Consider the following 21,413-nt stretch of genomic DNA (forward strand, 5'->3'; position numbering starts at 1 on the left):
CCATCCCGCACCCCCGACCACCGTCAGCGAGCGCACCCAGCAGAGAAGAGAAAGGGACCTATCGTGATCGACCCCGCCGACTACGCCCTGTGGAACAGCGGCGTGCCGCGCCCCTACCTCAAGGCGCTGTCCTCCGACGACCTGCTCGCCGAGTCCGACGGTGTGCGTGTCCGTGACTCCGGCGGACGCTGGTACCTGGACGGCCGCTCCGGACTGTGGAACGTGACGCTCGGATACGGCAACACACGCGTCAAGGAAGCCATCAAGCAGCAGGTCGACAAGCTGCCGTTCGCCAACAGCTACGGCTACGGCCGCCCCGCCCAGGTCACCGTGGACTGCGCCGAGGCCCTCGTCCGGCACCTGCCCGAAGGCATCAACCACGTCCGGTTCGCCAGCAACGGCGCCCAGGCGGTGGAGATGGCCCTGCAGCTCTCCCGCTTCCTGCGGCTGCGCGCCGGACAGCCCGAGCGCATGGCCGTGTTCGCCATGTGGGACGGCTTCCACGGGCAGGGCCCCGGCGCCGGCATGGTGACCGGCGTCCCCTATCTGCACCACCAGACCGGCCCCATGCTCCCCGAGGTGCACCACGCCCCGGGCCCGTTCTCCCACGGCGCGACGCCCGGCGTCAGCGACATGGAGCGGCTGATCCGCGAGTTCGGCCCCGAGCGGGTGACCGCGGTGATCGTGGAGCCCGTCGTCGGCGAGGGCGGGCACATCCTGTCCCCGGAGTACCTGGGCTCCCTCGGCCGGTTCTGCCGGGAGCACGACATCCATCTGATCTTCGACGAGGTCGTCACCGGCATGGGCCGCGTCGGCGACTTCACCCGCGCCGGGCAACTGCCCGACGTCACGCCCGACATCATCACCCTGGGCAAGGGCATCACCTCGGGGTACGTACCGATGTCGGCCGTCGCCATCCACGACCGGCTCTACGAGCAGCTGCACGAGCGCACCACGGGCGACACCGCGCTCAGCGTCGGCTCGACCAACGACGGGCACGCGGTGGCCGCGGCGGCGGCCCTCGCCGTGATCGGGGCCCTCACCGAGGACGGAGTCCTGGAGAACGTGCGCCGACGCGAGTCGGACCTCCTCGCCGCCCTGGGCAAGCTGCAGGCCCAGCACCCCGAGCTGACCGGCTTCCGCTGCCTCGGCCTGTTCTGCGGCCTGGAGCTCGGCGAGCCCGGCGGCCCCTCGTGGTCGCCCGGCAAGGTCAACAAGCTGCGCATGGCCCTGGAGGCGCGGGGCGTGCTCAGCTCCAGCCTGCGCGTGGTGCCGAACCTGATGCTCATGCCGCCGCTCGTCATCACCGAGGACGACGTGGCGGAGATAGCCGGCGCGCTCGACGGCGCGCTCACCGATGTGAAGTCGGGCCGCCTTCCCGAGTCCGGCTTCGCCAAGGCCATGGGATGACGTCCCCGGGCCACTGCGTGACAACGGGATTTTTCCACGTGATGAGAGGTGAGTGACGAGATGGCCAGTCAGCACACCGGTCGCAAGACCAGCAAGCAGTGGCAGGAAGAGGCGGCGGAGGAGTGGGACCGCTACGCCGACATCTGGGACAGCTGGACGCCCGACGACAGCCGGGACGACGCGGAGGAGGCCGCGGACTTCCTCGCGGCGCTCGCCAAGGACGGCACGGCCCTCGAACTCGGCATCGGCACCGGCCGCGTGGCCCTGCCGCTCGCGCAGCGCGGCGTGCGGGTGGCGGGCATCGACGCGTCCCCGAAGATGCTGCAGAAGCTCAAGGAGAAGCCCGGCGGGGACCAGATCGAGGCCATCGAGGGCAACTTCGCCGACGTCGACGTCGAGGAGGAGTACGACGTCGTCTTCATCGCCCTGGCCACGCTGTTCGTCCTGCCCGACCAGGACGAGCAGGCCCGCTGCCTCGCCAACAGCGCCAAGCGGCTCAAGCCCGGCGGGCGGCTCGTCGTCCAGAACATCGTGCCGGACATGACGTACTACCAGCGCGGGCGGCAGAACGACTACGGCATGACCGAGCCGTTCCGCATCTCCGGGCGCCTCGCCGGGCACCCCCGGCTCGCCTGGTTCGAGATGAACCACGTCGACCCGACGACGCAGATGGTCAAGCGCACGGACGTCATCATGAGCGAGAAGGGCAACAAGATCATCGCGGCGACCATGCGCTTCGTGTGGCCGTCGGAGCAGGACCTGATGGCCCGCCTGGGCGGTCTGGAGCTCGAGGACCGCTGGGGCGGCTGGCGCAAGGAGCCGTTCCACTACGACAGCAGGGACGCGGTGTCGGTCTACCGCAAGCAGCAGTAGCCGCCCCGACAGACGAGTGCGGGCCCGCGCGCTGCGCGGGCCCGCACTCGTCTGCCCGTCAGGCCCGCGCGGGCCGCCGCGCCGCGAAGGGGTTCTTGCCCGCCGGGTCGAGGGCCAGACGCCGCTCGGGGTCGGTGACGCCGAGACCGGGCTCGGGCGCCAGGCACAGCACACCCACCTTGCCGAGGTGTTCGTTGCGCTGCACCAGGGCGGCCGCCTCGCCGACCTTCTCCAGCGGATAGACGTCGGAGAGGACCGGGGTCAGGCGGCCGAGCTGGAACAGCCTGTTGCACTCCCACTGCTCCTGCAGATTGGCGGCGTGGCTGCCCACGATGCGCTTGAGGTTCATCCACAGGTAGCGGTTGTCGAAGTGGTGGTCGTAGCCGGTGCTCGAACCGCAGGTGACCACCGTGCCGCCGCGCCGGACCACGAAGACGGAGAGCCCGAACGTCGCCTTGCCGACGTAGTCGAAGACGACGTGCGGATCCTCGCCGAGGGCGTCCCTGACGGCCCGCCCGAGCCGCTTGCCCAGCTCGATGGTCTGCTCGGGGGTGGGGTCGGACACCGCGTCCAGACCGAGTTCGGCGCGGTTGATGACGACGTCGCAGCCGAGTTGCCGCAGCGCCTCGGCCTTGCGCTCGGAGCCGACGACGCCCACGGCGATGCCCCCGGCGTTCTTCACCATCTGCAGGGCGTAGCCGCCGAGTCCGCCCGCCGCGCCCCAGATCAGCACGATGTCGCCCTGCTTGATCCGCGCCCCCTTGTCGCTCACCAGCATGCGGTACGACGTGGCCGCGGTCAGCAGCACGGACGCGGCCTCCTCCCACGTCAGGTGCGTGGGCTTGGGCAGCAGTTGGCTGGCCCGCACCACGGCGTAGTGGGCGAGGCCCCCGAAGTTCGTCTCGTAGCCCCAGATGCGCTGCTCGGCGCCCATCATGCCGTCGGCGTGCGTGGCCGGCTCCTGGTCGTCCACCTGGACGCAGCTCACCACGACGTGGTCTCCCGCGGCCCAGCGGCGCACGCCCGCGCCCGCGCGCACGACCACGCCCGCCGCGTCGGATCCGACGACGTGGTACGGCTGGTCGTGGCGGCTCGCGAACCCGCCCTGGCGGCCGAGGCGTTGCAGGAACGAGAACGTGGGCACGGGCTCGAACGTCGCCGACCACACGGTGTTGTAGTTGATGGAACTGGCCATGACCGCCACCAGGACCTCGTCCGGGGCGAGTTCGGGCATGGGGACCGTGTCGACATGCAAAGTGGTGCGGACGTCGCGTTCCTCGCCGGGAGCGAACCGGTCCATGTCCTCGGCCCGCAGATGCGCCGCCAGATAGGAGGAGGGCGGCGCAAGGCCCTCCCACTCGCTGGTCGGCGCATCGGCCTGCAGGGCCTCCGTCAGGGCGTCCATGGCAAACCTCTCCCTCGTCGGGCGGTATCGGGGGACGACCCCCCTCCCGCATAGGGATTGCACGTGTGCGCGGGCGTGCCCGTACAGTCATCGGGGGTACTCAAACGGGCGTCAGGACGAGTACTTCCAGGGCGTAGGTGGCCGCCGCGGCCCCCACTACGCTGGCTGGTCAAACCCCCGTAACACGCCGATTCAGGGTGGGCAGAGGTGTGACCGCAGAGAACGGGCAGGGCCGCGCGGCCGAGGCGGACGGCGGCCGCGGAGCGGACCGGGCCGACGGCGGCGGCGCCCCCGAGGGCGCTGCCGATGTACTGGTCGAGCGGCGCGGCCCGGTCCTGGTGGTGCGGCTGAACCGGCCCCGGGTGCGCAACGCCCTGACCCGTGCCATGGCGGAGGAACTGGCGCGAGCCTTCGCGGAGTTGGACGTCCGTGAGGAGCTGCGGGTGGGCGTGCTCACGGGTACTCCGCCGGCGTTCTGCGCCGGGATGGACCTCGCCGCCTTCGCCCGCGGTGAGCGCGCCTCCCTGCCGGATCGCGGCTTCGGAGGTCTCACGGAGCGGCCGCCGGCCAAGCCGCTGATCGCCGCCGTGGAGGGGGCCGCGGTCGGCGGCGGCTTCGAGATGGTGCTCGCCTGCGACATGGTGGTGGCGTCGGCGGACGCGAGGTTCGCGCTGCCCGAGGTGCGCCGGGGGCTTGTGGCCGCGGCCGGCGGTCTGTTGCGACTGCCACGCGCGATCGCGCCCGTCGTGGCGATGGAGATGGCTCTGACCGGCGAACCGATCGACGCGCGGCGTGCCTTCGAGCTGGGTCTGGTCAACCGTGTGGTGCCCGCGGGCACGGCGGTGGCGGCGGCCTGTGAACTTGGCGAGAGGATCGCCGCGCACGCGGGCCACGCCGTCCTCGCGAGCAAGGCCGTGCTTGCCCGGGCGCGCGACGGGGAGCTGGCCGACGAGTACCGCTCGCATCGTGAGTTGCTGGCCGACATCATCGATTCCCCCGGTGCGCGCGCCGGGGCCCGCGACTTCGTCCAGGGGCGTTCGAGGGGAGGCGGATGACAGCTGCGCGGGACGACATCTGCGGGGGCGCTCCGGGTCAGCCCCTGGCTCCGGTGGGCACGCCCGCCTGGAAGGAGTACTTGCGGAACAGCTCGCGGCGACCGCTCACACCCAGCTTCCGCAGCGCGCTGCTGACCTGATTCTTTATGGTCTGCGGGGCCAGGGAGAGCTCACCGGCTATCTCCTCGTTGGTGTACCGCCGAAGGACGAGGCTCAGCACTTCCTCTTCCCTGCGGGTGATGGCGGGCAGCCCGTCGGACGTGACGCTCCGTACGTCTATGTGGTCGCGTTCGTTCTTGCCGAGTATCCACATGCGCTGGCCGAGGTGGGTGCGTACCACGGCGTCCACCAGCTCCGCGCTGCCGACGCTCTTGTGCAGGAAGCTGTCGGCCCCGGCCGAGATCGCCGCGACCACGGCGCCGGGCGAGGTGTCCCCGGTGAAGACCACGACCCGGGGCGAGTTGTCCATCGCCTTCACCTGCTGGCACAGGTCGGCGCCGCTGGTCGCGCCCTCCAGCTCCAGTTCGAGGACGACGACACCCGGGCAGGAGTTCCTGACGACGTGCCAGGCCTCGTCGCTCGTCGCCGCCTCGGCGGTCCACGCCACTCTGGTGTCCAGCAGGGATGAGAGGGCGTACCTGATGACGGGATGCCGGTCCACGACGAGGACACCTAACGCTTGCATGAAGAACTCCTCACACAGTGAGTGCAGCGGATGCTGGTCGGGTCTGCGGTGCTCCGAGTTGCGGCGGCGGCCACGCTCCGGGCGCCGTCCCGAGGGCGGCGTGTGAAGGAGGGGCGGGCTCTGCTGCCGTAAGGGGCCGGTGAGGCCGTCCGCGGCTGACTCCCGCGGGCTGGTCAGGCCGGGACTCGGAGCCATGCAACATCACTTAATCAATCGTGAGACAACACCCCGTTGGCATTCCGAGACCGGAATCTATGGTTCCTCGACACCCCGTTGGACAATCCGCGATCGGATTGAGTCGTTCCTTCCTGGCCGTTCAGCAAAAGCCAGTCGACTGGCTAGAGACTGCCACGGACGCGCGGTTCATCGGCAGCCTCTCGTCGTACCGTGTACGAGAAACCGTACGGTACTGCGAGTACCGGTGGTGTCCATATCGGTGAACTGGTGGAGACTTGCGCAGGTCGGCGACTGCGGAGACGGCGCGTCCGCAGCACGGGGTACCCGTTCCCGCGCGTCACGAACGGGCCATTTCTCGACAGGAGTGTCGGGTGGGCCGATTCGAGCCGACCGCCGAGGTGCCGGGCGACGGGGTGGTGGAGGCCGAACTCCGCCGGGTTCCGCACGTTCAGATGCGTGAACGTCTGCCCGGACGTGAGATCACCATGGCGTAGTGCGCAGCTCGCGTTCCGCGCGGAGCTCCGGGTGGAGTGCTCAGAGATCCACGTGCAGTTCGGGAGTGAGGGCGCGGGAGACGCACGCGTAGATGCGTCCGGCGGGGGCGCCGATGTCGTCTCGGTGTTCGGGGTCGCCGGAGAGCACGGTGAGTTCGCAGCTGCCGCAGACGCCCTCGCGGCAGCCGGATGCCACCGGGTACCCGGCGCGCTTCAGGGCGTCCAGGAGCGACTGGTCGGCGGCGACCGGGACGGTGCGGCCGGAGCGGGCGCACACCGCGTCGAAGGGCGTGTTCGGCGCGAAGGTCCGGGCGGCCGGGCGGAACCGTTCGGTGTGCAGCCGCTCGGCGGGGAAGGCGGCCTGCGCCGCGGCGATCATCGGCACCGGGCCGCAGCAGTAGACGAGGGCGTCGGGCGCGAGGGAGTCGGCCAGGGCCCCGAGGTCCGGCCGGCCGTCCTCGCTGGTGGCGACGAGCCGCACCCGGTCGCCGTACCGCGCGCGCAGCCCCTCGGCGAAGGGCATGGTCGACGTCGACCGGCCCACGTACACGAGGGCGGCCGGGATGTCCGCGGCGACGGCCGCGGACAGCATCGGCAGGAGCGGGGTGATGCCGATGCCGCCGGCGAGGAAGAGGTAGCGCGGGGCGGGCAGGAGCGGGAAGTGGTTGCGGGGCGGCGACACTTCGAGGGCGCGGCCCGGGCGGAAGTAGTGGTGGATGTACTCCGAGCCGCCCCGGCTGAGCGGGTCGTGGCGCACCGCGACGCGATAGCACTCCTGGTCGGCGGGGTCCCCGCACAGCGAGTACGAGCGGGTCAGCCAGTTCGGCAGCGTCAGGTCGATGTGCGCGCCGGGCTCCCAGGGCGCCAGGGGTGCGGTGGCGGCGCGCAGGACGAGCGAGACGACGTCCTCGGCCACTTGGTCGACGCGGTCGACGACGGTGTGCTGCGCCTGCATCGCTGATTCACCTCGGGGCGGATCGGTGGGGCTGATAGGGCTGATGCGCATGACATGGCCGATGCGACCGATGCGACTGACATGGCAGATGTGGCCGATGCGACTGACATGACTGATGTGGCAGATGTGGCTGACATGACTGATGTGGCTGACGCGGCGTCAGTAGAGCGTGTGGTACGCGTCCTCAAGGCCCTCGTCGACGACCTTGGGGTCGACGTCCCAGCCCAGCTGCGAGGTGACGAGTTCTCCGGCCGTGGGCATCTCGTCGGCCAGTGCCTGGCTCGCGGGATCCCACAGGCGGGAGCGGACGAGGGCGCGGCCGCAGTGGAAGTAGGCCTGCTCCACCTCGATGATCAGGGCCATTTCGGCGTCGCGGCCCTCGGTGTGCATCCGGGCGAGGACGTCGGGTTCGTCGGTGGCGTACGCGCTGCCGTTGACCCGCAGCGTCTCGCGGACTCCGGGGATGAGGAAGCACAGGCCGACGCCGTCGTTCTCCGCGAGGTTCCGGAACGAGTCGGCGATCTTGTTTCCGGGGCGGTCGGGCATCGCGAGGGTGTGCTCGTCGAGCACCTTCACGAAGCCCGGGTAGTCGCCGCGGGGTGAGCAGTCGGCGCGGCCCGCCGCGTCGGCCGTGGCCAGGGAGAGGAAGGGGGAGTGGGCGATGAAGCGGCGGAACTGCTCGTCTATCCGGTCGAGGATCTTCGCCTCGACCAGGGCGTCGGGAGGTCCGAGCCGCTCACGGACTTCGGCCAGGGAAAGCCGCCGGGGGCGGACACCGGTCTGCGTCACGAAGGCTCCTTGGGGCTGGTGGGGCTGGTGGGGCTGGTGGGGCTGGTGGGGCTGGGCCGGGCCGGTGGTCGGTCGGTCCGGTGGGCCTGAGGGCGCTCGGCCCGACACACCCGTCCGTGGCGGCCATGCGCCGCTCACCCGCAGGTCGTGGCACCATTGTGAGCAATTACTCGCATCCTGCGCTACTCGCTTTCGGGGCGCGCGAAGGAGGGTGGCATGGCGTCGGATCCGCACTCGCTCCGCGCACGTAGACAACCGCGTCAGGCGCGGGCCGAGCTGACCCGGCAGCGGATCCTCGCCGCGGCTGCTCACGTTTTCGCCGAGTACGGGTACGCGGCGGGGACCACGAACCGGATCGCGGAGCGGGCGCGGATCTCGATCGGTTCGCTCTATCAGTACTACCCGAACAAGGACGCGATCCTCCTTGAGCTGGTGAACCGGCACCTCGACGCCGGGGCGGTCGCGCTCAGGGAGCGTCAGGACGGCGACCGGTCCGACTCCCTCGAAGCGATCATGCGCGGATTCGTGCGCGCCGTGATCGGCAACCACCTGGACGACCCGAAGTTGTTGCAGGTCATGATGGAGCAGACGCCGCACGCCCCCGAGCTGACGGAGCGGATGGCCCGGCACGAGCGGGAACGGGTCGCCTACACGCGGGAGTTGCTCGCGAGCCACCCCGAGGTCCGCGTCACCGACGTCGAGGTCGCCGCGCATCTCGTCGTGTCCGCGGTCGAAATGGTCGTGCATCGGCTCGTCGCCGCGCCGCTCTCGGTGGACGCCCGCCGCCTTGAGGACGAACTCGTCGCCATGCTCACGCGGTACCTGACGGCGGCCTGACCGGCGTCGGGCCGCAAGCGCGGCGCAAGTCCGGAACCGGGGCAGCGCCAGGGCGGCCCCCGACGCCCTTCCCCGCCGCACGTGGCCCGAAATCACCCTTGACCGTGACCTGCCAAAGTCTATGGTCCAGACTAATCGGCAGCCACGAACATCAGGCCCCACTGTCCACATCGGCCTGCCGCAACCCCACCCCCCACGAGCCCCAAGAGCACTTCACGTCACCCCCCCATGAAGCAATGCCGTGAAGGAGTACGCATGGACAAGAAGCGGAAGATAGCCGCCGTGATCGGCGCCGGTCTGGCACCGGTCCTCGCCCTCACCCTGCCGACCGGCTCGGCCAGCGCGCACGGCTACGTCAACGCACCCGCGAGCCGCCAGGCGCAGTGCGCCCAGGGCACGGTGTCGTGCGGCGAGATCAAGTGGGAACCGCAGAGCGTCGAGGGCCCCAAGGGCCTGCGCAGCTGCAGCGGCGGCAACGCGAGGTTCGCGGAGCTGGACAACGACAACAAGGGCTGGCGGGTCAGCGACGTCAGCAGGACACAGACGTTCACCTGGACGTTCACCGCCCGGCACCGCACCGCGAACTACGAGTACTTCGTCGACGGCACCAAGGTCGCCACCATCGACGGCGGCAACCAGCAGCCCCCCGCGACGGTCTCGCACCAGGTGAACCTCGGCAGCGCCACCGGCCGGCACAAGGTCCTCGCGGTCTGGAACATCGGCGACACGGCCAACGCGTTCTACGCGTGCATCGACGTCAACATCCGCTGAGGTCGACATCGGCCGCGGGTGGACATCCACTGACGTGGAAGTTCGCTGACGTAGACGTCCGCCGAGCGGAGGCGTGACATGACGGACGGCCCGGCACCCCTCAGGGTGCCGGGCCGTCACCGTGCGTGGCCGACGGACCTCGTGCGCGCCTCAGGAGGCGGTGGGCCGTCGCCAGGGAAGGGCTGACGGCCGACCCCGGACGGCCAGGGTTGTGCATCCGGCCAACAGATGCCTACGTTTCTGTGGGGATCGGCCAAGTGGTCGGGTGCCTCGGGGGAGCACCCTGGGCTGCCAGGGCGGGCAGACCTGCCCGGGCCGAGGCCGACGCGACGAGGAGCACCCATGGACGCCTGCACGCTCGGGGACCTGGTGGACGTCGTCGGCAGCTCGTCGTTGCGGCTGCTCACCGCGCCCGCCGGGCCCGCCACCCCGGTCACCGAGGTGCTGCTGTACGACGCGTACGTTCCGCTGCCGCACGCGCCCGGAGCGCTGCTGCTCGCGGTCGGTGTGTCGGCGGACGCGGCCGAGGCGCTGGTGCGGGACGTGGCGGAGGCCGGGATGGCCGGTGTCGTGGTGCGGGGCGGGGAGGGGCCGGTCGGCGTGGCCGAGGCGTGCGGTGTGGCGCTTCTGACGGTCGACGACGAGGCGGCCTGGCACCACGTGCACCTGATGCTGGCCTCGGCGGTCGACGGCCGGAACACCCACGGCGGCGGCCTCGGGGACCTGTTCGCGCTGGCCGACGCGATCGCGGCGGCGACCGGCGGTGCGACGTCGGTGGAGGATCCGCGCGGGCGGATCCTCGCCTACTCCACCGTGCCGGGACAGCCCGTCGACGAGGACCGCCGCCAGGGCATCCTCGGCCTGCAGGTCCCGGGCAGCCTGGACAACGCGGAACAGGTCCGCCGGGTGTTCGCCGCCGACAAGCCGGTGCGGCTGCCCCCGCTCAAGGAGGGCGGCCTGTCGAGGCTCGCCACCGTCGTCCGGGCGGGCGGCGAGGCGCTCGGCTCGGTCTGGGTCGTCGACGACGGCACGCTCGCCCCGGACGCCGAGCAGACCCTGGCCCAGGGCGCGTCCACGGCCGCGCTGCTCCTGCTGCGCGCCCGCGCGGCCCAGGAGCTGGCGCGCCATCAGAACACCGACCTGCTGCGCCGGTTGCTCGACGGTTCGGCGGACGCCTCGACGGCCGCCCACCGCCTGGGCCTCGACTCGGTGCGCGTGGCCGCGTTCGTGCTGGACTCGGCGGCGAGCGTGCCGGACGCCGAGCGGACGTCGCTGCGCCTGCTCGACGTCGTACGCCTGCAGTGCGAGGCACGCTACGGACGGCACGCGTGCGTGCTCCTGGACGGGGTGGTGTACGCGCTGCTTCCCGCGTCGGGGGAGCCGGGCGCCGCCCACGTACCGCAGGAGCGGGCGGTGGGCGACCTGCGGCACCGGCGGCTCGCGGAGGACATCGTGCGCCGGGCCGGGCGGTCGCTGCGGGTGCCGGTGCGGGCCGCGCTCGGCGCGGTGGTGCCCGACCTGGGCGGGGTGGCGGACTCACGCGCGGACGCGGATCTCGTCCTGCGGCTGCTCGACGACGCGCTGCCGGTGGCGACGGTCGACGAGGTGCGTCCCCGGGTGACGCTGCTTCGGCTCTCCGAAGTGATGCGTGAGCGCAGGGAGTTGGCCGAGGGGGCCTGGCGGAGGGTGCTCGCGGCGGACGCCGAGCACGGCACCGACTACGCCCGCACCCTGGTGGCCTGGTTCGACGCCGGCTGCGACGTGGCGAGCGCGGCCAAGGAGCTCTCCGTCCACCCCAACACCTGCCGCTACCGCCTCAAGCAGACCGGACGCCAGCTCGGCATCGACCTGGAGAACCCCGACGAACGACTGGTCCTCTGGCTGCAGTTGAGGACGCTGGCGGGGATCGGCGGTGCCGCCGGGTCCGGGTCCGCCGATGTGCCGGGGTGAGGCTCCGGAGGCGCGCGCTCCCGTGCCGCGCGCCGCCGCCGGAACCCCAAGGCCGCCGCCGGTCAGCGCAGATTGCGGATGAGCCCGTTCACCACGGAGTCCACCTTCTTCTCGTCGAACGACTCCGACCCGATCAGCAGCGTCACGGCCCGCTTGCCGTCGTCCGTGACGGCGTTCCTGAGCTTGTGGCCGCTCTCCATGTAGCCGCTGTGCCCCCAGGCGACGAGGCCCGGGTCGGGCTCGTAGCGCTCGACGCCGAGGCCGTAGCGCGAACCCGCGGAGTCATCCGGAATCGTCCGCTTCATCTCGGCCAGCTGCGCAGGAGCGAGCAGCTTCCCGGACATCAGCGCCGTCCAGAAGGCCGTCACGTCCGCGCCGGAGGAGACGAGCGCCCCCGACGCGTCGGCGGCGGAGACGTTCCACTCGGTCTTGTCCACGAGGGTGCCGTCGCGCTCCACGTAGCCGCGCAGGTCCGGCTTGCGGAGCGTGACACGGTCACCGGGCCAGTAGGTCTCGCGCAGGCCGAGGGGCTTGATGATGCGCTGCTTGATCTCGGTTCCGATGCTCCGCCCCGTGACCTTCGTGACGATCAGACCGGCCAGGTTGTAGTTGGTGTTGGAGTACGAGAAGCCGTCCGGGGTCCGGTCGTCGGGCGGCGGCAGCTTCAGAGCCTGCTTGACGGTCAGGAGGGGCTCGATGTGGTCCCAGCGGTGCTCCTCGTCGTCCTCCCAGAACGGCGCCTCCAGGTAGTCGGGCAGGCCGCTGGTGTGCTGGAGCAACTGCCGGATCGTGATCTTGCGGCCGTCGTAGTGCTCCGTGCGGATCAGACCGGGCAGATGGCGGTCGACGGTGTCGTCGAGCTTGAGCTTGCCCTCGCCGACGAGCTGCAGCACGACCGTCGCCACCCACGTCTTGGTGTTGCTGGCGATACGGCTGTGCTCGTTGCCGACGGCCTTGCGGCCCGTCCTGAGGTCGGCGAGGCCGACACCGCTCTTCCGCACACCGCAGTGCGGACTCTTCACCGTCACGCTGATCCCCGAGGCACCGGCACCGCGCAGTGCCTTGAGCGCCTTCTGGAGGGGCTTGGAGTCGCACCGCGGTGACCCGGCGGGCCCGTCGGACGCCGACGACACCGCCGACGCGGCCGGAGCCGTCATCAAGGAGGCCGTGAATGCCAGGGTCACAGCAGCGCTTGTCCTGCGTCGCATGGATGTCTCCTTCTGCGTACGTGCGGTGGTGACCGAAGTGGCCACGTGGGTGCAGGGGGGTGGTGGTTCGCCACTCTAAAGACGGCTCCGCGCCCCGGACTTGTCCGCACGTCCAAGCATCGACCTGCTGGTTTGTCCTGTTGGACCAAGATCCCGGGGCTTCGTCGTGCGTACGTTGTGTCCCGTACGCCCGCATCGTTCCGTACCCGGTCCCGCACCCGTACCCCGTACGGCCCGCCCGCCCCGCCACGCGAAAGGTTCCGTCGTGTCTCTGGGCCTCCACCACCGCGCCGTCGTCGCCGATGCGCACAACGACCTCCTCATGGCCGTCTCCGCCCGGCCCCCGAAGCGGTGGGGCAGCTTCTTCCGGGAGCGGTGGCTGCCGCAACTGCGCGAGGGCGGCGTCGACATCCAGGTCCTGCCGGTGTTCATCGACGAGCAGTACCGCCCCGAAGGAGCGCTGCGGCAGACCCTCCGCATGATCGAGTGCGGCCACGTCATCGCCGAGGCCAACGCCGACCACGTCGCCCTGTGCCGCGACGGCGCGGACATCGACAGGGCCCTCGCCGACGGCAGGATCGCCCTCGTCCTCGCCCTGGAGAGCGCGCCGGGCGTCGACGCCTCCGTCGAACTGTTCGCCACCCTGCACCGGCTCGGCGTACGCGTCGCCTCGATCGCCCACTGGGGACGTACGCCGCTCGCCGACGGCAGCCGGGAGAACGCCACCGCCAGCCGCCTGACCGCCCCCGGCGTCGAGGCGCTGCGCGAGATGGAACGCCTCGGCATGCTCTTCGACATCTCCCACCTGGGAGACAGCGGCGTCGCCCATGTCCTGGAGCTGGCCACCCGTCCGCTGATCGCCACCCACTCCAACGCCCGCGCCCTGCGGGACCACCACCGCAACCTCACCGACGAGCAGATCCGCGGCGTGGCCGGCACCGGCGGCGTGGTGTGCGTGAACTTCGTGGCGGACTTCCTCACCGACGACGAGTCGACGGTGAGCGTCGACCGGGTCGTCGACCACATCGAGCACCTCGTCTCGGTGGCCGGGATCGAGCACGTCGGCCTCGGGGCGGACTTCCTCGAAGAGATCATCGCGGACCTCACCCCGCCCTGCTGCGAGAACGCCGACGACGAGGACCCGATGTTCCGCTTCCCCGGTCTGGAAGGTCCGGCGGACCTGCCCCGGGTCACCGAGGCGATGGTCCGCCGGGGGCTGCCCGAGGAGGACATCCTCAGGATCCTCGGCGGGAACGTACGACGGCTCATGAGCGAGTGCATGGGCTGAGCGAGCCCCTGGCCTGACGCCGAATCAGGCCGTCACCCCACCACGCCCGCGGCTCCCGCCGCCCGTCCCGCGTGGTGGCCGATCCACCCTGGAGGACCCACCCGTGCCGCACGACGACGAAAGCCCGCCCGCGAAGCCGGAGCCACAGCCGGAACCACGGCCGGAGCCACAGCAGGACCACCCGGCCGGCCCCGTGCCGAGCCTGGACGCCATGCTCGCCGACCTCGAAGAACTCGTCACCTGCGAGTCCTACTCGGCCGACCACGCCGCTGTCGGCCGCAGCGCCCAGGTGGTCGCGGCGCAGGGCCGCCGACTGCTCGGCGCCTCGCCCCGCACCCTGGTCACCGAGGGCATCACCCACGTGCTCTGGACCTTCGGGACGCCGCGGATCCTGCTCCTCGGCCATCACGACACCGTCTGGCCGATCGGTTCCCTCGCCACCCACCCCTGGTCGGTGGAGCAGGGCGTCGCCCGCGGCCCCGGGGTCTTCGACATGAAGGCCGGACTGGTCCAGATGTTCCACGGCCTCGCCTCGCTGCCCTCCCTCGACGGCCTCTGCGTCCTGGTCACCGGGGACGAGGAGACCGGCTCGGACACCTCACGCGGGCTCATCGAGGACCTCGCGCGCCGGTGCGCGGCCACCTTCGTCCTGGAGCCCTCGGCCCCGGGAGGCGCGCTGAAGACCAGCCGCAAGGGCGTGTCCCTCTACGACATCACCGTCCACGGCCGCGCCGCCCACTCCGGCCTCGAACCGGAGAAGGGCGTCAACGCGGCCACCGAACTCGCCCACCAGCTCCTCGCCCTGCAGGGCGTCGCCGACACCGTGACCGCCGCCACCGGGCCCGGCACGACCGTGACGCCGACGGTGCTGCGGGCCGGAACCACGACCAACACCGTGCCCGCGCGTGCCGAGCTGAGCGTGGACGTCCGCGTGCCCACCGCGGCGGCGCAGGAAGCCGTCGACCGGCTCGTCAAGGGCCTGGAGCCGCAGAACCCCGCCGCCCGCCTGCAGATCGACGGCGGCCCCAACCGGCCGCCCCTGGCCGCCGACGCCTCCCGGAAGCTGTTCGCCCTGGCCGCCGAGGAAGCCGTGTGGCTCGGCCTCGGCCCGCTGGCGCAGACCGCGGTCGGCGGAGCCTCCGACGGCAACTACACCGCCGGTGCCGGATGCCCCACCCTCGACGGCCTCGGCGCGGTCGGCGACGGCGCGCACGCCGACCACGAACACGTGCTCACCGCCACCATGCCGGACCGCGCCCGGCTCCTGGCCCGCCTCGTCGGAGCGGTGCGATGACCGGATCGCCCGTCCCGAACACCCCACGCCTCCCGGACACCCAGGGGCTCCCGGAAACGCCGCGCCTCCCGGACACGTCGCCCCTCCCGAACGCCTCCACGCTCCTGAACGAGACGGCCCAGGCGCACCCCTCGACCCTCCTCACCGCATCGCCCGTCGCGAACGGACCGGCCATCCGGGAACTCCACGACATGGCCGACTTCGAAGCCGTCAGCCTCCTCTACGCCGACATCTGGGGCAGCGAACCCGGCCAGTCACCTCTCTCGGCCGAGGCCATGCGGGCCCTCTCCCACGCGGGCAACTACGTGGCGGGGGCGTACGAGGACGGCCGTCTGGTCGGGGCGTCCGTCGCCTTCTTCGGCGAACCCATCGGCACCAGCCTGCACTCGCACATCACCGGCGCCGTGATGGGCCGCGGCGTGGGCCTCGCCCTCAAGACGCACCAGCGACAGTGGGCGCTCGCCCGCCGCCTGGCGCAGATCACCTGGACCTACGACCCGCTCATCCGCCGCAACGCCTACTTCAACCTCGTCAAGCTCGGCGCCCGTCCGGAGGAGTACCTGACCTCCTTCTACGGCGCGATGGACGACGCCATCAACGGCGGCGACGAGTCCGACCGCGTCCTCGCCGCCTGGGACCTCACCGCCCCCGCCCCGCCGGAGTCGGCCGAGCCGCCCGTCGGCGCCGTCCACGCCCTGCGCGATCGCGGGGGCCGGCCGGAGACCGTCGCGACCGACGCCGACACCGTCCTCATCGACCTGCCCGACGACATCGAGGCCCTGCGCCGCACGGACCCCGGCGCCGCCCGGGCCTGGCGGCTCGCCGTACGGCACACCCTGGGCGGCCTCCTCGCCGAGGGCGCCCGCGTCACCGGCTTCCACGAACGCCGCCGCTACGTGGTCCGACGCACCCCGCCCCGTTCCTGACGCCTGCCCGCTCCCCGCCTGACTCCCGACCACCGCCTGAAAGAGAGCCACCAGCCGTGAAGAACAAGATCTCCGGCGTCGAGCTGCGCCGCATCGCGATGCCCCTCGTCGCCCCGTTCCGCACCTCCTTCGGCGTGGAGACCAGCCGCGACGTGCTCCTGGTCCGCGTCGTCACCGCCGACGGCGAGGGCTGGGCCGAGTGCGCGGCCATGTCCGAGCCCCGCTACTGCTCCGAGTACGTCGACGGAGCCCAGCACGTCCTGCGGGAGTTCCTGATCCCCGCCCTGCCGAAGGACGGCCTCGACGTGCAGGCCGTGGGCCGGGTCCTGGACCCCTTCACCGGCCACCGGATGGCGAAGTCCGCGCTGGAGACGGCCCTCCTGGACGCCCAACTGCGCGCCGCCGAAGAGTCGTTCGGCTCCTACCTGGGTGCCGCCAGGGACCGGGTCCCGTGCGGGGTCTCCGTCGGCATCATGGACTCCGTCCCCGAACTGCTCGACGCCGTCGAGGCCTACATCGCCGAGGGCTACGTCCGCATCAAGCTGAAGATCGAACCCGGCTGGGACGTCGAGCCCGTACGCGCGGTGCGCGAGCGCTTCGGCGACGAGCTGCTCCTCCAGGTCGACGCCAACGCCGCCTACACCCTGGCGGACGCCCAGCACCTCACCGGCCTCGACGACCTCGGCCTGCTGCTGATCGAACAGCCCCTGGCCAACGACGACCTGGTGCAGCACGCCGCCCTCGCCGAGCAGCTGCGCACCCCGGTCTGCCTGGACGAGTCCATCGAGTCCGCCGCACACGCGGCCGCGGCCATCTCGCTCGGCGCCTGCTCCGTCATCAACATCAAGCCCGCCCGGGTCGGCGGCTATCTCGAGGCCCGCCGCATCCACGACCTCGCGAGCGCCCACGGCATCCCCGTCTGGTGCGGCGGCATGCTGGAGACCGGCATCGGCCGCGCCGCCAACGTCGCCCTGGCCGCCCTGCCCGGCTTCACCCTGCCCGGCGACACCTCCGGCTCCCACCGCTACTTCGCCACCGACATCACGGAGCCCTTCGTCCTCGCCGACGGCCACCTCGACGTCCCCACCGGCCCCGGCCTCGGCGTCGTACCGCTGCCCGACGTCCTCGACGACGTCACGACCTCCCGCGAGTGGATAGCCCTGTAACAGGCGCCGCTCGCCGGAGCATCGGTGGGCCCGAAGGGGAGGCCGCCTATCCTGTGGCCATGGATGCCGCAGCCGCGGGGGCGGCCGTACTCATGGCAGCGCTCAACGAAGCGGTGCGCGACTTTCAGTCCTACGGATACGCCCTGTTCCTCGCCCACCAGGACGCCGTCAGGCCGCGCTACGGCGGGATCATGCCGCCCGCGGTCGAGGCCCACCTATCTGTCGGCGTCTCGTTCGACCTGGTGGGCGGGGAGTGGCGCGGCGACCGGCGCGAGGCCCGCGTGGACGTGGTGGTGGATCTGCGTGACGGGGTGTTCGTCGTGACGGGCGAGGCGGGCGCCGACCCCGACCCCGGGGACGGCGACGAACTCTGGGAGGTGCTGCGGGAACTGCCCGAGGTGGAGGCGCGGGACCTGGACGAGTGCGTGGCCCTGATCCGCGACTACACCGCCCGGCTGTGCGCCTACACCGACTTCCTGGACGACCTCGGCGCACCCCGCACCCCATGAGACCCCGCCCGCGTCCCCACCTCCGTGCGCGACGGCACTTCGGCGTGACGGCGTGCGTCTACGGCGCCCCGGCCCCGAACCACACGGAGTTGGCCCGGTAGGTGCCCCAGGTCACCCCCGTCCCCGCCGGTACGGTCTCCTTGGCGCCCTGGCAGGCGAACGCGCCGGAGCCCGCGTACACGGTGGCCTTGGTGTCGGTCTGGTTGTCGACGCCGAGCGAGGTCCTCGTGAGGGTGAGGCAGAGGCCGTCGGTGGGGTTGATCAGCAGATTGTTGGAGCCGTCCGTGCCGCTGTAGTGGAACTTGCCGGTGGCGGCCTGGGCGCTGGTGGGCAGGGCGGTCGCCAGCGCAAGGGCGGCGCAGGCGGCGAGCAGGCTCCGGACGGCCCTCCTGTGTGCAGCCATGATGATGTCGCTCCTCGGGGATCGGGGGGATCGGGCCTCGGCGCTCTCCCGGTGAGGCCTTCGCGCGCCGCCGCTCCGCGGGAAGAGGCGGACGGCGGCCTTCAGGGCGAGAGTCCACCGTCGGCGACACCCTTGGAAGAGCCCCTTCCGCAAACCGCTCGTTCGGTGCGTGCCGAGGTGGACGGAGAGACAGCAGGCGCCTCCCGGGCCGGTTCGTCCCCCTCCGCGTGCGCTCCGGCGCCGCCGGCCCCGGTCCGGCGCGACCGGCGACGACGGCCGCCCCTCACGCCCACTTCTGGTGCCGCGTGGACGCGCACCGCAACGCCCGCAGACCCGGGCGGCTGTGGTCGGCGAGACACCTTCCCGTGACCGTGTTCCGCACCCCCACCGCTTCGTCGGCCCCCGCGACGAACAGCCACCTCTGGGACGGCGCGGCGCCGCACGGCACCGTACGCAGTCCTTTCCCGCCGTCGTCGAGGCACTTTCCCGTGGCGTGGTTGCGGAGCTGACGGCCGCCGTCGGCCGACCGGTTGACGGTCCACCACTGGTACGGCATCCCGTTGCACGCGTAGGAGCGCAGGCCCTTGTCGAGGCTGTCGTCCAGGCAGTTGCCCGTGGCCCGGCTGACGAGGATCCGCGTCGCCTCCGGCGGCTTCGGCGCGTCGGCCGAGGCCTCGTCGGCGCGCACGCTGCCCTCGGCGACCGGGACCCGCCCGGTGGAACCGGCGGCCGTACCGGCACCAGCGGCGGGACCCGGCGGCGCGGTCTTGAGCGTCAGCACGGCGACGACGACCCCGGCGAGCAGCCCGGCCACGGCACCCGCCGTCGCGAACGCCCAGCGACCGGTCAGGCGGGCCCGCACGACAGCGAACCGGCCGGCAGCGGGCGACGACGAAGCCGCGGGCTCGGGCGGAGGCTCGGGCCGGCTGCGGTCGGCCGCCTCCCACAGCGCCCGGAACTCGGTCGGGTCGCCGCCGAGCGCCCGGCACACGTCACGGACCACCGGCCAGGGCGGCACGGTGTCGCCCCGGAAGTAGCGTGAGAGCGACGAGTCGCTGATCCGTACCTGCTCCTCCAGGCTCCGCAACGTACGTCCCGAACGCTGCTGGAGCGCCCGCAGCGCCGCGCCCAACTGCCGTGCCGCGGTGGGGTGCTCGCGTCCGCCGGGGGCCGGGGGGTGCTCGCGTCCTCCGTGGTCGGTCATCGAGAACAGCCCCCTGGATGGCCGGCGACGGCGTCCCGCCCTCGCTGCTTCCTGTCCCGGGACGGGCACGTCCCAGCAGGTCAGGAATGTATTTATCCCGAGATGCGGGAAGCAAGCGGGACGCGGTGGTGCGCGGTGGCCGACCCCCGCAAACTCAGGCCACCGGCCCGGCGATTCACCTCTGCGGGTGACCGCTCACCGCCGCGGGTGACCGCGCCGGTCGACGGACGCGTCGGCAGGACCGCACCGGCGCGGCACCGCCGCCGGGCGGCCCCACCCATCCCGAAGGGAACCTCCTCATGTATCGCGCACGCTTCGCCCTGCCCACCCTCACGGCACCTCGACGTCGCCCACGACCGGTCGGCCGTCCACGAAGCTCAGGCCGGCGAGGTACATGGCCCGCTGGGTGTAGTCGGCGTTCCAGCCGTGGAAGACGATGCGGTCCCGGCCGTCCGGACCGGTCACCACGTCCTGCCCGCCGGGCCCGCGGACGGCGCCCGAGAAGCCGCCCGTCGTCATGAGCGGGCCGGACGCCTTCACGTACGGGCCGGTCAGCTCGTCCGCCACCGCGTACGCGGTCAGGTACTGGTCGCCGCGGTAGAAGTGCGCCGAGTAGAACAGCACATGGCGGCCGCCGCGCCGCACGAGCGTGGGGGCCTCCACGAGCGGGCCCTCCCACTCCTGGTCCCGCTCGACCAGCGGCACCGGTTCCCCGGTGACCCGGGTGCCGTCCCACGAGGTGGGCTGGAGGTACAGCCGGGTCCCCAGGCCGCAGCAGTTGCCGTCGTTCTTCCACAGCACGTACCGCTGCCCGTCCTCGGTGTGGCTCGATGCGTCGATCGCGCCGCCCTGCGCCGCCGGACAGATCAGCGGCCCGTCGCCGACCGGCCGGAACGGCCCGTCCGGCGTGTCGGACAGGGCGACGCCCACGCACTGCTTGTCGCTCGCGCGGTCGTGGGCGGTGTAGTGCATCGTGTAGCCGTCGCCGTTGTCGTACACCTCCGGCGCCCACACCAGGTCGCGCTTCGGCAGCGCCCACGCCCCGAGCACCGGCAGCACGTCGCCGCTGTCGGCCTTCCAGTGCCTGAGGTCGGTGGACGTGGCGTGCTGGATGTTCTGCGTGGCGCCGTGGGTCGCGTACGCGTGGTACGTGCGGCCCGCCTTGACGATGTCCGGGTCGGCGAACTCCTGGTCGAGGACGGGGGCCACGACGGGCGGGGGAGCGGGGGCCGCGGCAGGGGCGGGCGCCTGACCGAGGGTCAGGGGGAGGGCCAGGGCGGCGAAGAGGAGCAGGGTCCTTCCGGCAGGACGCCTGCGGGGATGAGCGCGCATCGGGCTGGGTTCTCGTCTCTCGTCTCGCGGGACCGACAAGGTCACCCGGCCAACGTGCGAGACGGCCCGCCGATACGGGCACGGCCCGGCCGGGTTCCTCGAGGCGCCCGCCCGGCGGCCCCGGCCTCGTCGGCGCGCCTTGTGCCGCAGTCCGGCCACCCGCGTGCGCGGAGGCGTCAGCGTCCGGTCGCGCCGTCGATCAGCTCGCGCAGGATGTCCGCGTGACCGGCGTGCCGACCGGTCTCCTCGATCATGTGGGTGAGGGCCCAGCGGACGCTGGGGGCGGGCTTCCCCGGGCGCGGCCGGGGTACCGGCGCGCCGAGGTCGACGCATCCGTCGAGCACGTCGTCGGCGCGGGCGACCGCCTCTCGGTAGCGGGCGACGACGTCGGCCACGCTGTCCGTCGGCGCGGCACGGAACGTCGCCTGCCAGTCGGACACCTGGTCCCCGAGGAAGATCGCGCGCTCGACGAACGTCAGGTGCTGGAGCAGACCGAGCAGATTCGTGCCCGAAGGCACCGCAGCGGTACGGACCTGCGGCTCGGGCGCGCCGTCGACCTTCGCGGCCATCGAGGCCCGCAGATAGTCGAGGAAGCCGCGCAGGACGTCGGCCTCGCTGCCGCCGGTACGGGGCGGAGGGGTGTCGGTGCGGCGGGGGCGGCGGGAGGTGGTGGGCATGGTGG

At 72.2% G+C, this 21,413-nt stretch carries 21 protein-coding genes; 12 read left to right on the forward strand and 9 right to left on the reverse strand.

The window, feature by feature from the left end; genetic code table 11:
- The first annotated feature begins 63 nt into the window (after nucleotides 1-63).
- Entirely contained in the window at nucleotides 64-1,410 is a 1,347-nt protein-coding gene (locus AB6L24_RS18175) for an aspartate aminotransferase family protein (protein WP_405656430.1), read from the forward strand.
- Nucleotides 1,411-1,470: 60 nt separating this feature from the next.
- Nucleotides 1,471-2,283: a class I SAM-dependent DNA methyltransferase gene (locus AB6L24_RS18180; protein WP_380849430.1), complete on the forward strand. Its 813-nt coding sequence runs from the start codon at nucleotides 1,471-1,473 to the stop codon at nucleotides 2,281-2,283.
- A 58-nt stretch (nucleotides 2,284-2,341) separates the two neighbouring features.
- On the opposite strand, the gene ccrA is transcribed toward AB6L24_RS18180, so the two are convergent.
- Complete coding sequence (gene ccrA, locus AB6L24_RS18185; RefSeq protein ID WP_405656432.1) at nucleotides 2,342-3,688, reverse strand: crotonyl-CoA carboxylase/reductase; 1,347 nt, start codon at nucleotides 3,686-3,688, stop codon at nucleotides 2,342-2,344.
- Nucleotides 3,689-3,897: 209 nt separating this feature from the next.
- Here ccrA and AB6L24_RS18190 point away from each other — a divergent pair, with 209 nt between their 5' ends.
- On the forward strand, nucleotides 3,898-4,743 hold the full coding sequence (locus tag AB6L24_RS18190; protein ID WP_405656434.1) for a crotonase/enoyl-CoA hydratase family protein: 846 nt from the start codon (nucleotides 3,898-3,900) through the stop codon (nucleotides 4,741-4,743).
- 37 nt (nucleotides 4,744-4,780) lie between these two features.
- Here the strand turns inward: AB6L24_RS18190 and AB6L24_RS18195 are convergent, their stop codons facing one another.
- Nucleotides 4,781-5,428, reverse strand: a complete 648-nt coding sequence (locus AB6L24_RS18195) for a response regulator transcription factor (protein WP_158798878.1) — start codon at nucleotides 5,426-5,428, stop codon at nucleotides 4,781-4,783.
- Nucleotides 5,429-5,976: 548 nt separating this feature from the next.
- Between AB6L24_RS18195 and AB6L24_RS18200 the strand changes: the two genes are divergently transcribed.
- A complete protein-coding gene (locus AB6L24_RS18200; RefSeq protein WP_405656436.1) occupies nucleotides 5,977-6,099 on the forward strand; it encodes a hypothetical protein in 123 nt (40 codons plus the stop codon).
- 40 nt (nucleotides 6,100-6,139) lie between these two features.
- On the opposite strand, the gene AB6L24_RS18205 is transcribed toward AB6L24_RS18200, so the two are convergent.
- Nucleotides 6,140-7,054, reverse strand: a complete 915-nt coding sequence (locus tag AB6L24_RS18205) for a PDR/VanB family oxidoreductase (protein ID WP_405656438.1) — start codon at nucleotides 7,052-7,054, stop codon at nucleotides 6,140-6,142.
- A gap of 159 nt (nucleotides 7,055-7,213) precedes the next feature.
- The gene (locus tag AB6L24_RS18210) at nucleotides 7,214-7,843 is read right to left on the reverse strand and encodes an MSMEG_1061 family FMN-dependent PPOX-type flavoprotein (protein ID WP_405656440.1); all 630 of its coding nucleotides are present in this window, start codon (nucleotides 7,841-7,843) and stop codon (nucleotides 7,214-7,216) included.
- Nucleotides 7,844-8,059: 216 nt separating this feature from the next.
- Between AB6L24_RS18210 and AB6L24_RS18215 the strand changes: the two genes are divergently transcribed.
- The 3 genes from AB6L24_RS18215 to AB6L24_RS18225 all read left to right on the forward strand — a co-directional run bounded on the left by AB6L24_RS18215 (nucleotide 8,060) and on the right by AB6L24_RS18225 (nucleotide 11,401).
- Nucleotides 8,060-8,680, forward strand: coding sequence for a TetR/AcrR family transcriptional regulator (locus AB6L24_RS18215; RefSeq protein WP_405656441.1), 621 nt, complete (start codon nucleotides 8,060-8,062; stop codon nucleotides 8,678-8,680).
- 255 nt (nucleotides 8,681-8,935) lie between these two features.
- Nucleotides 8,936-9,451 carry a lytic polysaccharide monooxygenase auxiliary activity family 9 protein gene (locus AB6L24_RS18220; RefSeq protein WP_380849409.1) on the forward strand — a complete coding sequence of 172 codons (516 nt, stop codon included), beginning with the start codon at nucleotides 8,936-8,938 and terminating at the stop codon, nucleotides 9,449-9,451.
- A gap of 342 nt (nucleotides 9,452-9,793) precedes the next feature.
- A complete protein-coding gene (locus AB6L24_RS18225) occupies nucleotides 9,794-11,401 on the forward strand; it encodes a PucR family transcriptional regulator (RefSeq protein ID WP_405656443.1) in 1,608 nt (535 codons plus the stop codon).
- A gap of 62 nt (nucleotides 11,402-11,463) precedes the next feature.
- Here AB6L24_RS18225 and AB6L24_RS18230 read toward each other — a convergent pair whose 3' ends face one another.
- Nucleotides 11,464-12,609: a serine hydrolase domain-containing protein gene (locus AB6L24_RS18230; protein ID WP_405656444.1), complete on the reverse strand. Its 1,146-nt coding sequence runs from the start codon at nucleotides 12,607-12,609 to the stop codon at nucleotides 11,464-11,466.
- A gap of 265 nt (nucleotides 12,610-12,874) precedes the next feature.
- On the opposite strand from AB6L24_RS18230, the gene AB6L24_RS18235 reads away from it, so the two are divergent.
- The 5 genes from AB6L24_RS18235 (at nucleotide 12,875) to AB6L24_RS18255 (ending at nucleotide 17,792) form a co-directional block, all read left to right on the forward strand.
- Entirely contained in the window at nucleotides 12,875-13,897 is a 1,023-nt protein-coding gene (locus AB6L24_RS18235; RefSeq protein WP_405656445.1) for a dipeptidase, read from the forward strand.
- Between the two features lie 211 nt (nucleotides 13,898-14,108).
- On the forward strand, nucleotides 14,109-15,191 hold the full coding sequence (locus tag AB6L24_RS18240; RefSeq protein WP_405657209.1) for a M20 family metallopeptidase: 1,083 nt from the start codon (nucleotides 14,109-14,111) through the stop codon (nucleotides 15,189-15,191).
- Between the two features lie 191 nt (nucleotides 15,192-15,382).
- Entirely contained in the window at nucleotides 15,383-16,117 is a 735-nt protein-coding gene (locus tag AB6L24_RS18245) for a GNAT family N-acetyltransferase (protein WP_405657210.1), read from the forward strand.
- A gap of 56 nt (nucleotides 16,118-16,173) precedes the next feature.
- Nucleotides 16,174-17,283 (forward strand): o-succinylbenzoate synthase, encoded by a 1,110-nt coding sequence (menC, locus tag AB6L24_RS18250; protein WP_405656447.1) that lies wholly within the window; start codon nucleotides 16,174-16,176, stop codon nucleotides 17,281-17,283.
- Between the two features lie 59 nt (nucleotides 17,284-17,342).
- Nucleotides 17,343-17,792 (forward strand): hypothetical protein, encoded by a 450-nt coding sequence (locus AB6L24_RS18255; protein ID WP_405656449.1) that lies wholly within the window; start codon nucleotides 17,343-17,345, stop codon nucleotides 17,790-17,792.
- 58 nt (nucleotides 17,793-17,850) lie between these two features.
- Here the strand turns inward: AB6L24_RS18255 and AB6L24_RS18260 are convergent, their stop codons facing one another.
- The 4 genes from AB6L24_RS18260 to AB6L24_RS18275 all read right to left on the reverse strand — a co-directional run bounded on the left by AB6L24_RS18260 (nucleotide 17,851) and on the right by AB6L24_RS18275 (nucleotide 21,408).
- Nucleotides 17,851-18,195 (reverse strand): hypothetical protein, encoded by a 345-nt coding sequence (locus AB6L24_RS18260; protein WP_405656452.1) that lies wholly within the window; start codon nucleotides 18,193-18,195, stop codon nucleotides 17,851-17,853.
- 283 nt (nucleotides 18,196-18,478) lie between these two features.
- Complete coding sequence (locus tag AB6L24_RS18265) at nucleotides 18,479-19,399, reverse strand: helix-turn-helix domain-containing protein (protein WP_405656455.1); 921 nt, start codon at nucleotides 19,397-19,399, stop codon at nucleotides 18,479-18,481.
- Nucleotides 19,400-19,729: 330 nt separating this feature from the next.
- Nucleotides 19,730-20,731, reverse strand: a complete 1,002-nt coding sequence (locus AB6L24_RS18270) for a glycoside hydrolase family 43 protein (protein WP_405656457.1) — start codon at nucleotides 20,729-20,731, stop codon at nucleotides 19,730-19,732.
- Between the two features lie 176 nt (nucleotides 20,732-20,907).
- Nucleotides 20,908-21,408: a DinB family protein gene (locus tag AB6L24_RS18275; protein WP_405656459.1), complete on the reverse strand. Its 501-nt coding sequence runs from the start codon at nucleotides 21,406-21,408 to the stop codon at nucleotides 20,908-20,910.
- Nucleotides 21,409-21,413 lie beyond the last annotated feature (5 nt).

It is taken from the genome of Streptomyces sp. RK9 (assembly GCF_045070545.1).
In the GTDB taxonomy this organism is placed as follows: Bacteria; Actinomycetota; Actinomycetes; order Streptomycetales; family Streptomycetaceae; genus Streptomyces; species Streptomyces alboflavus.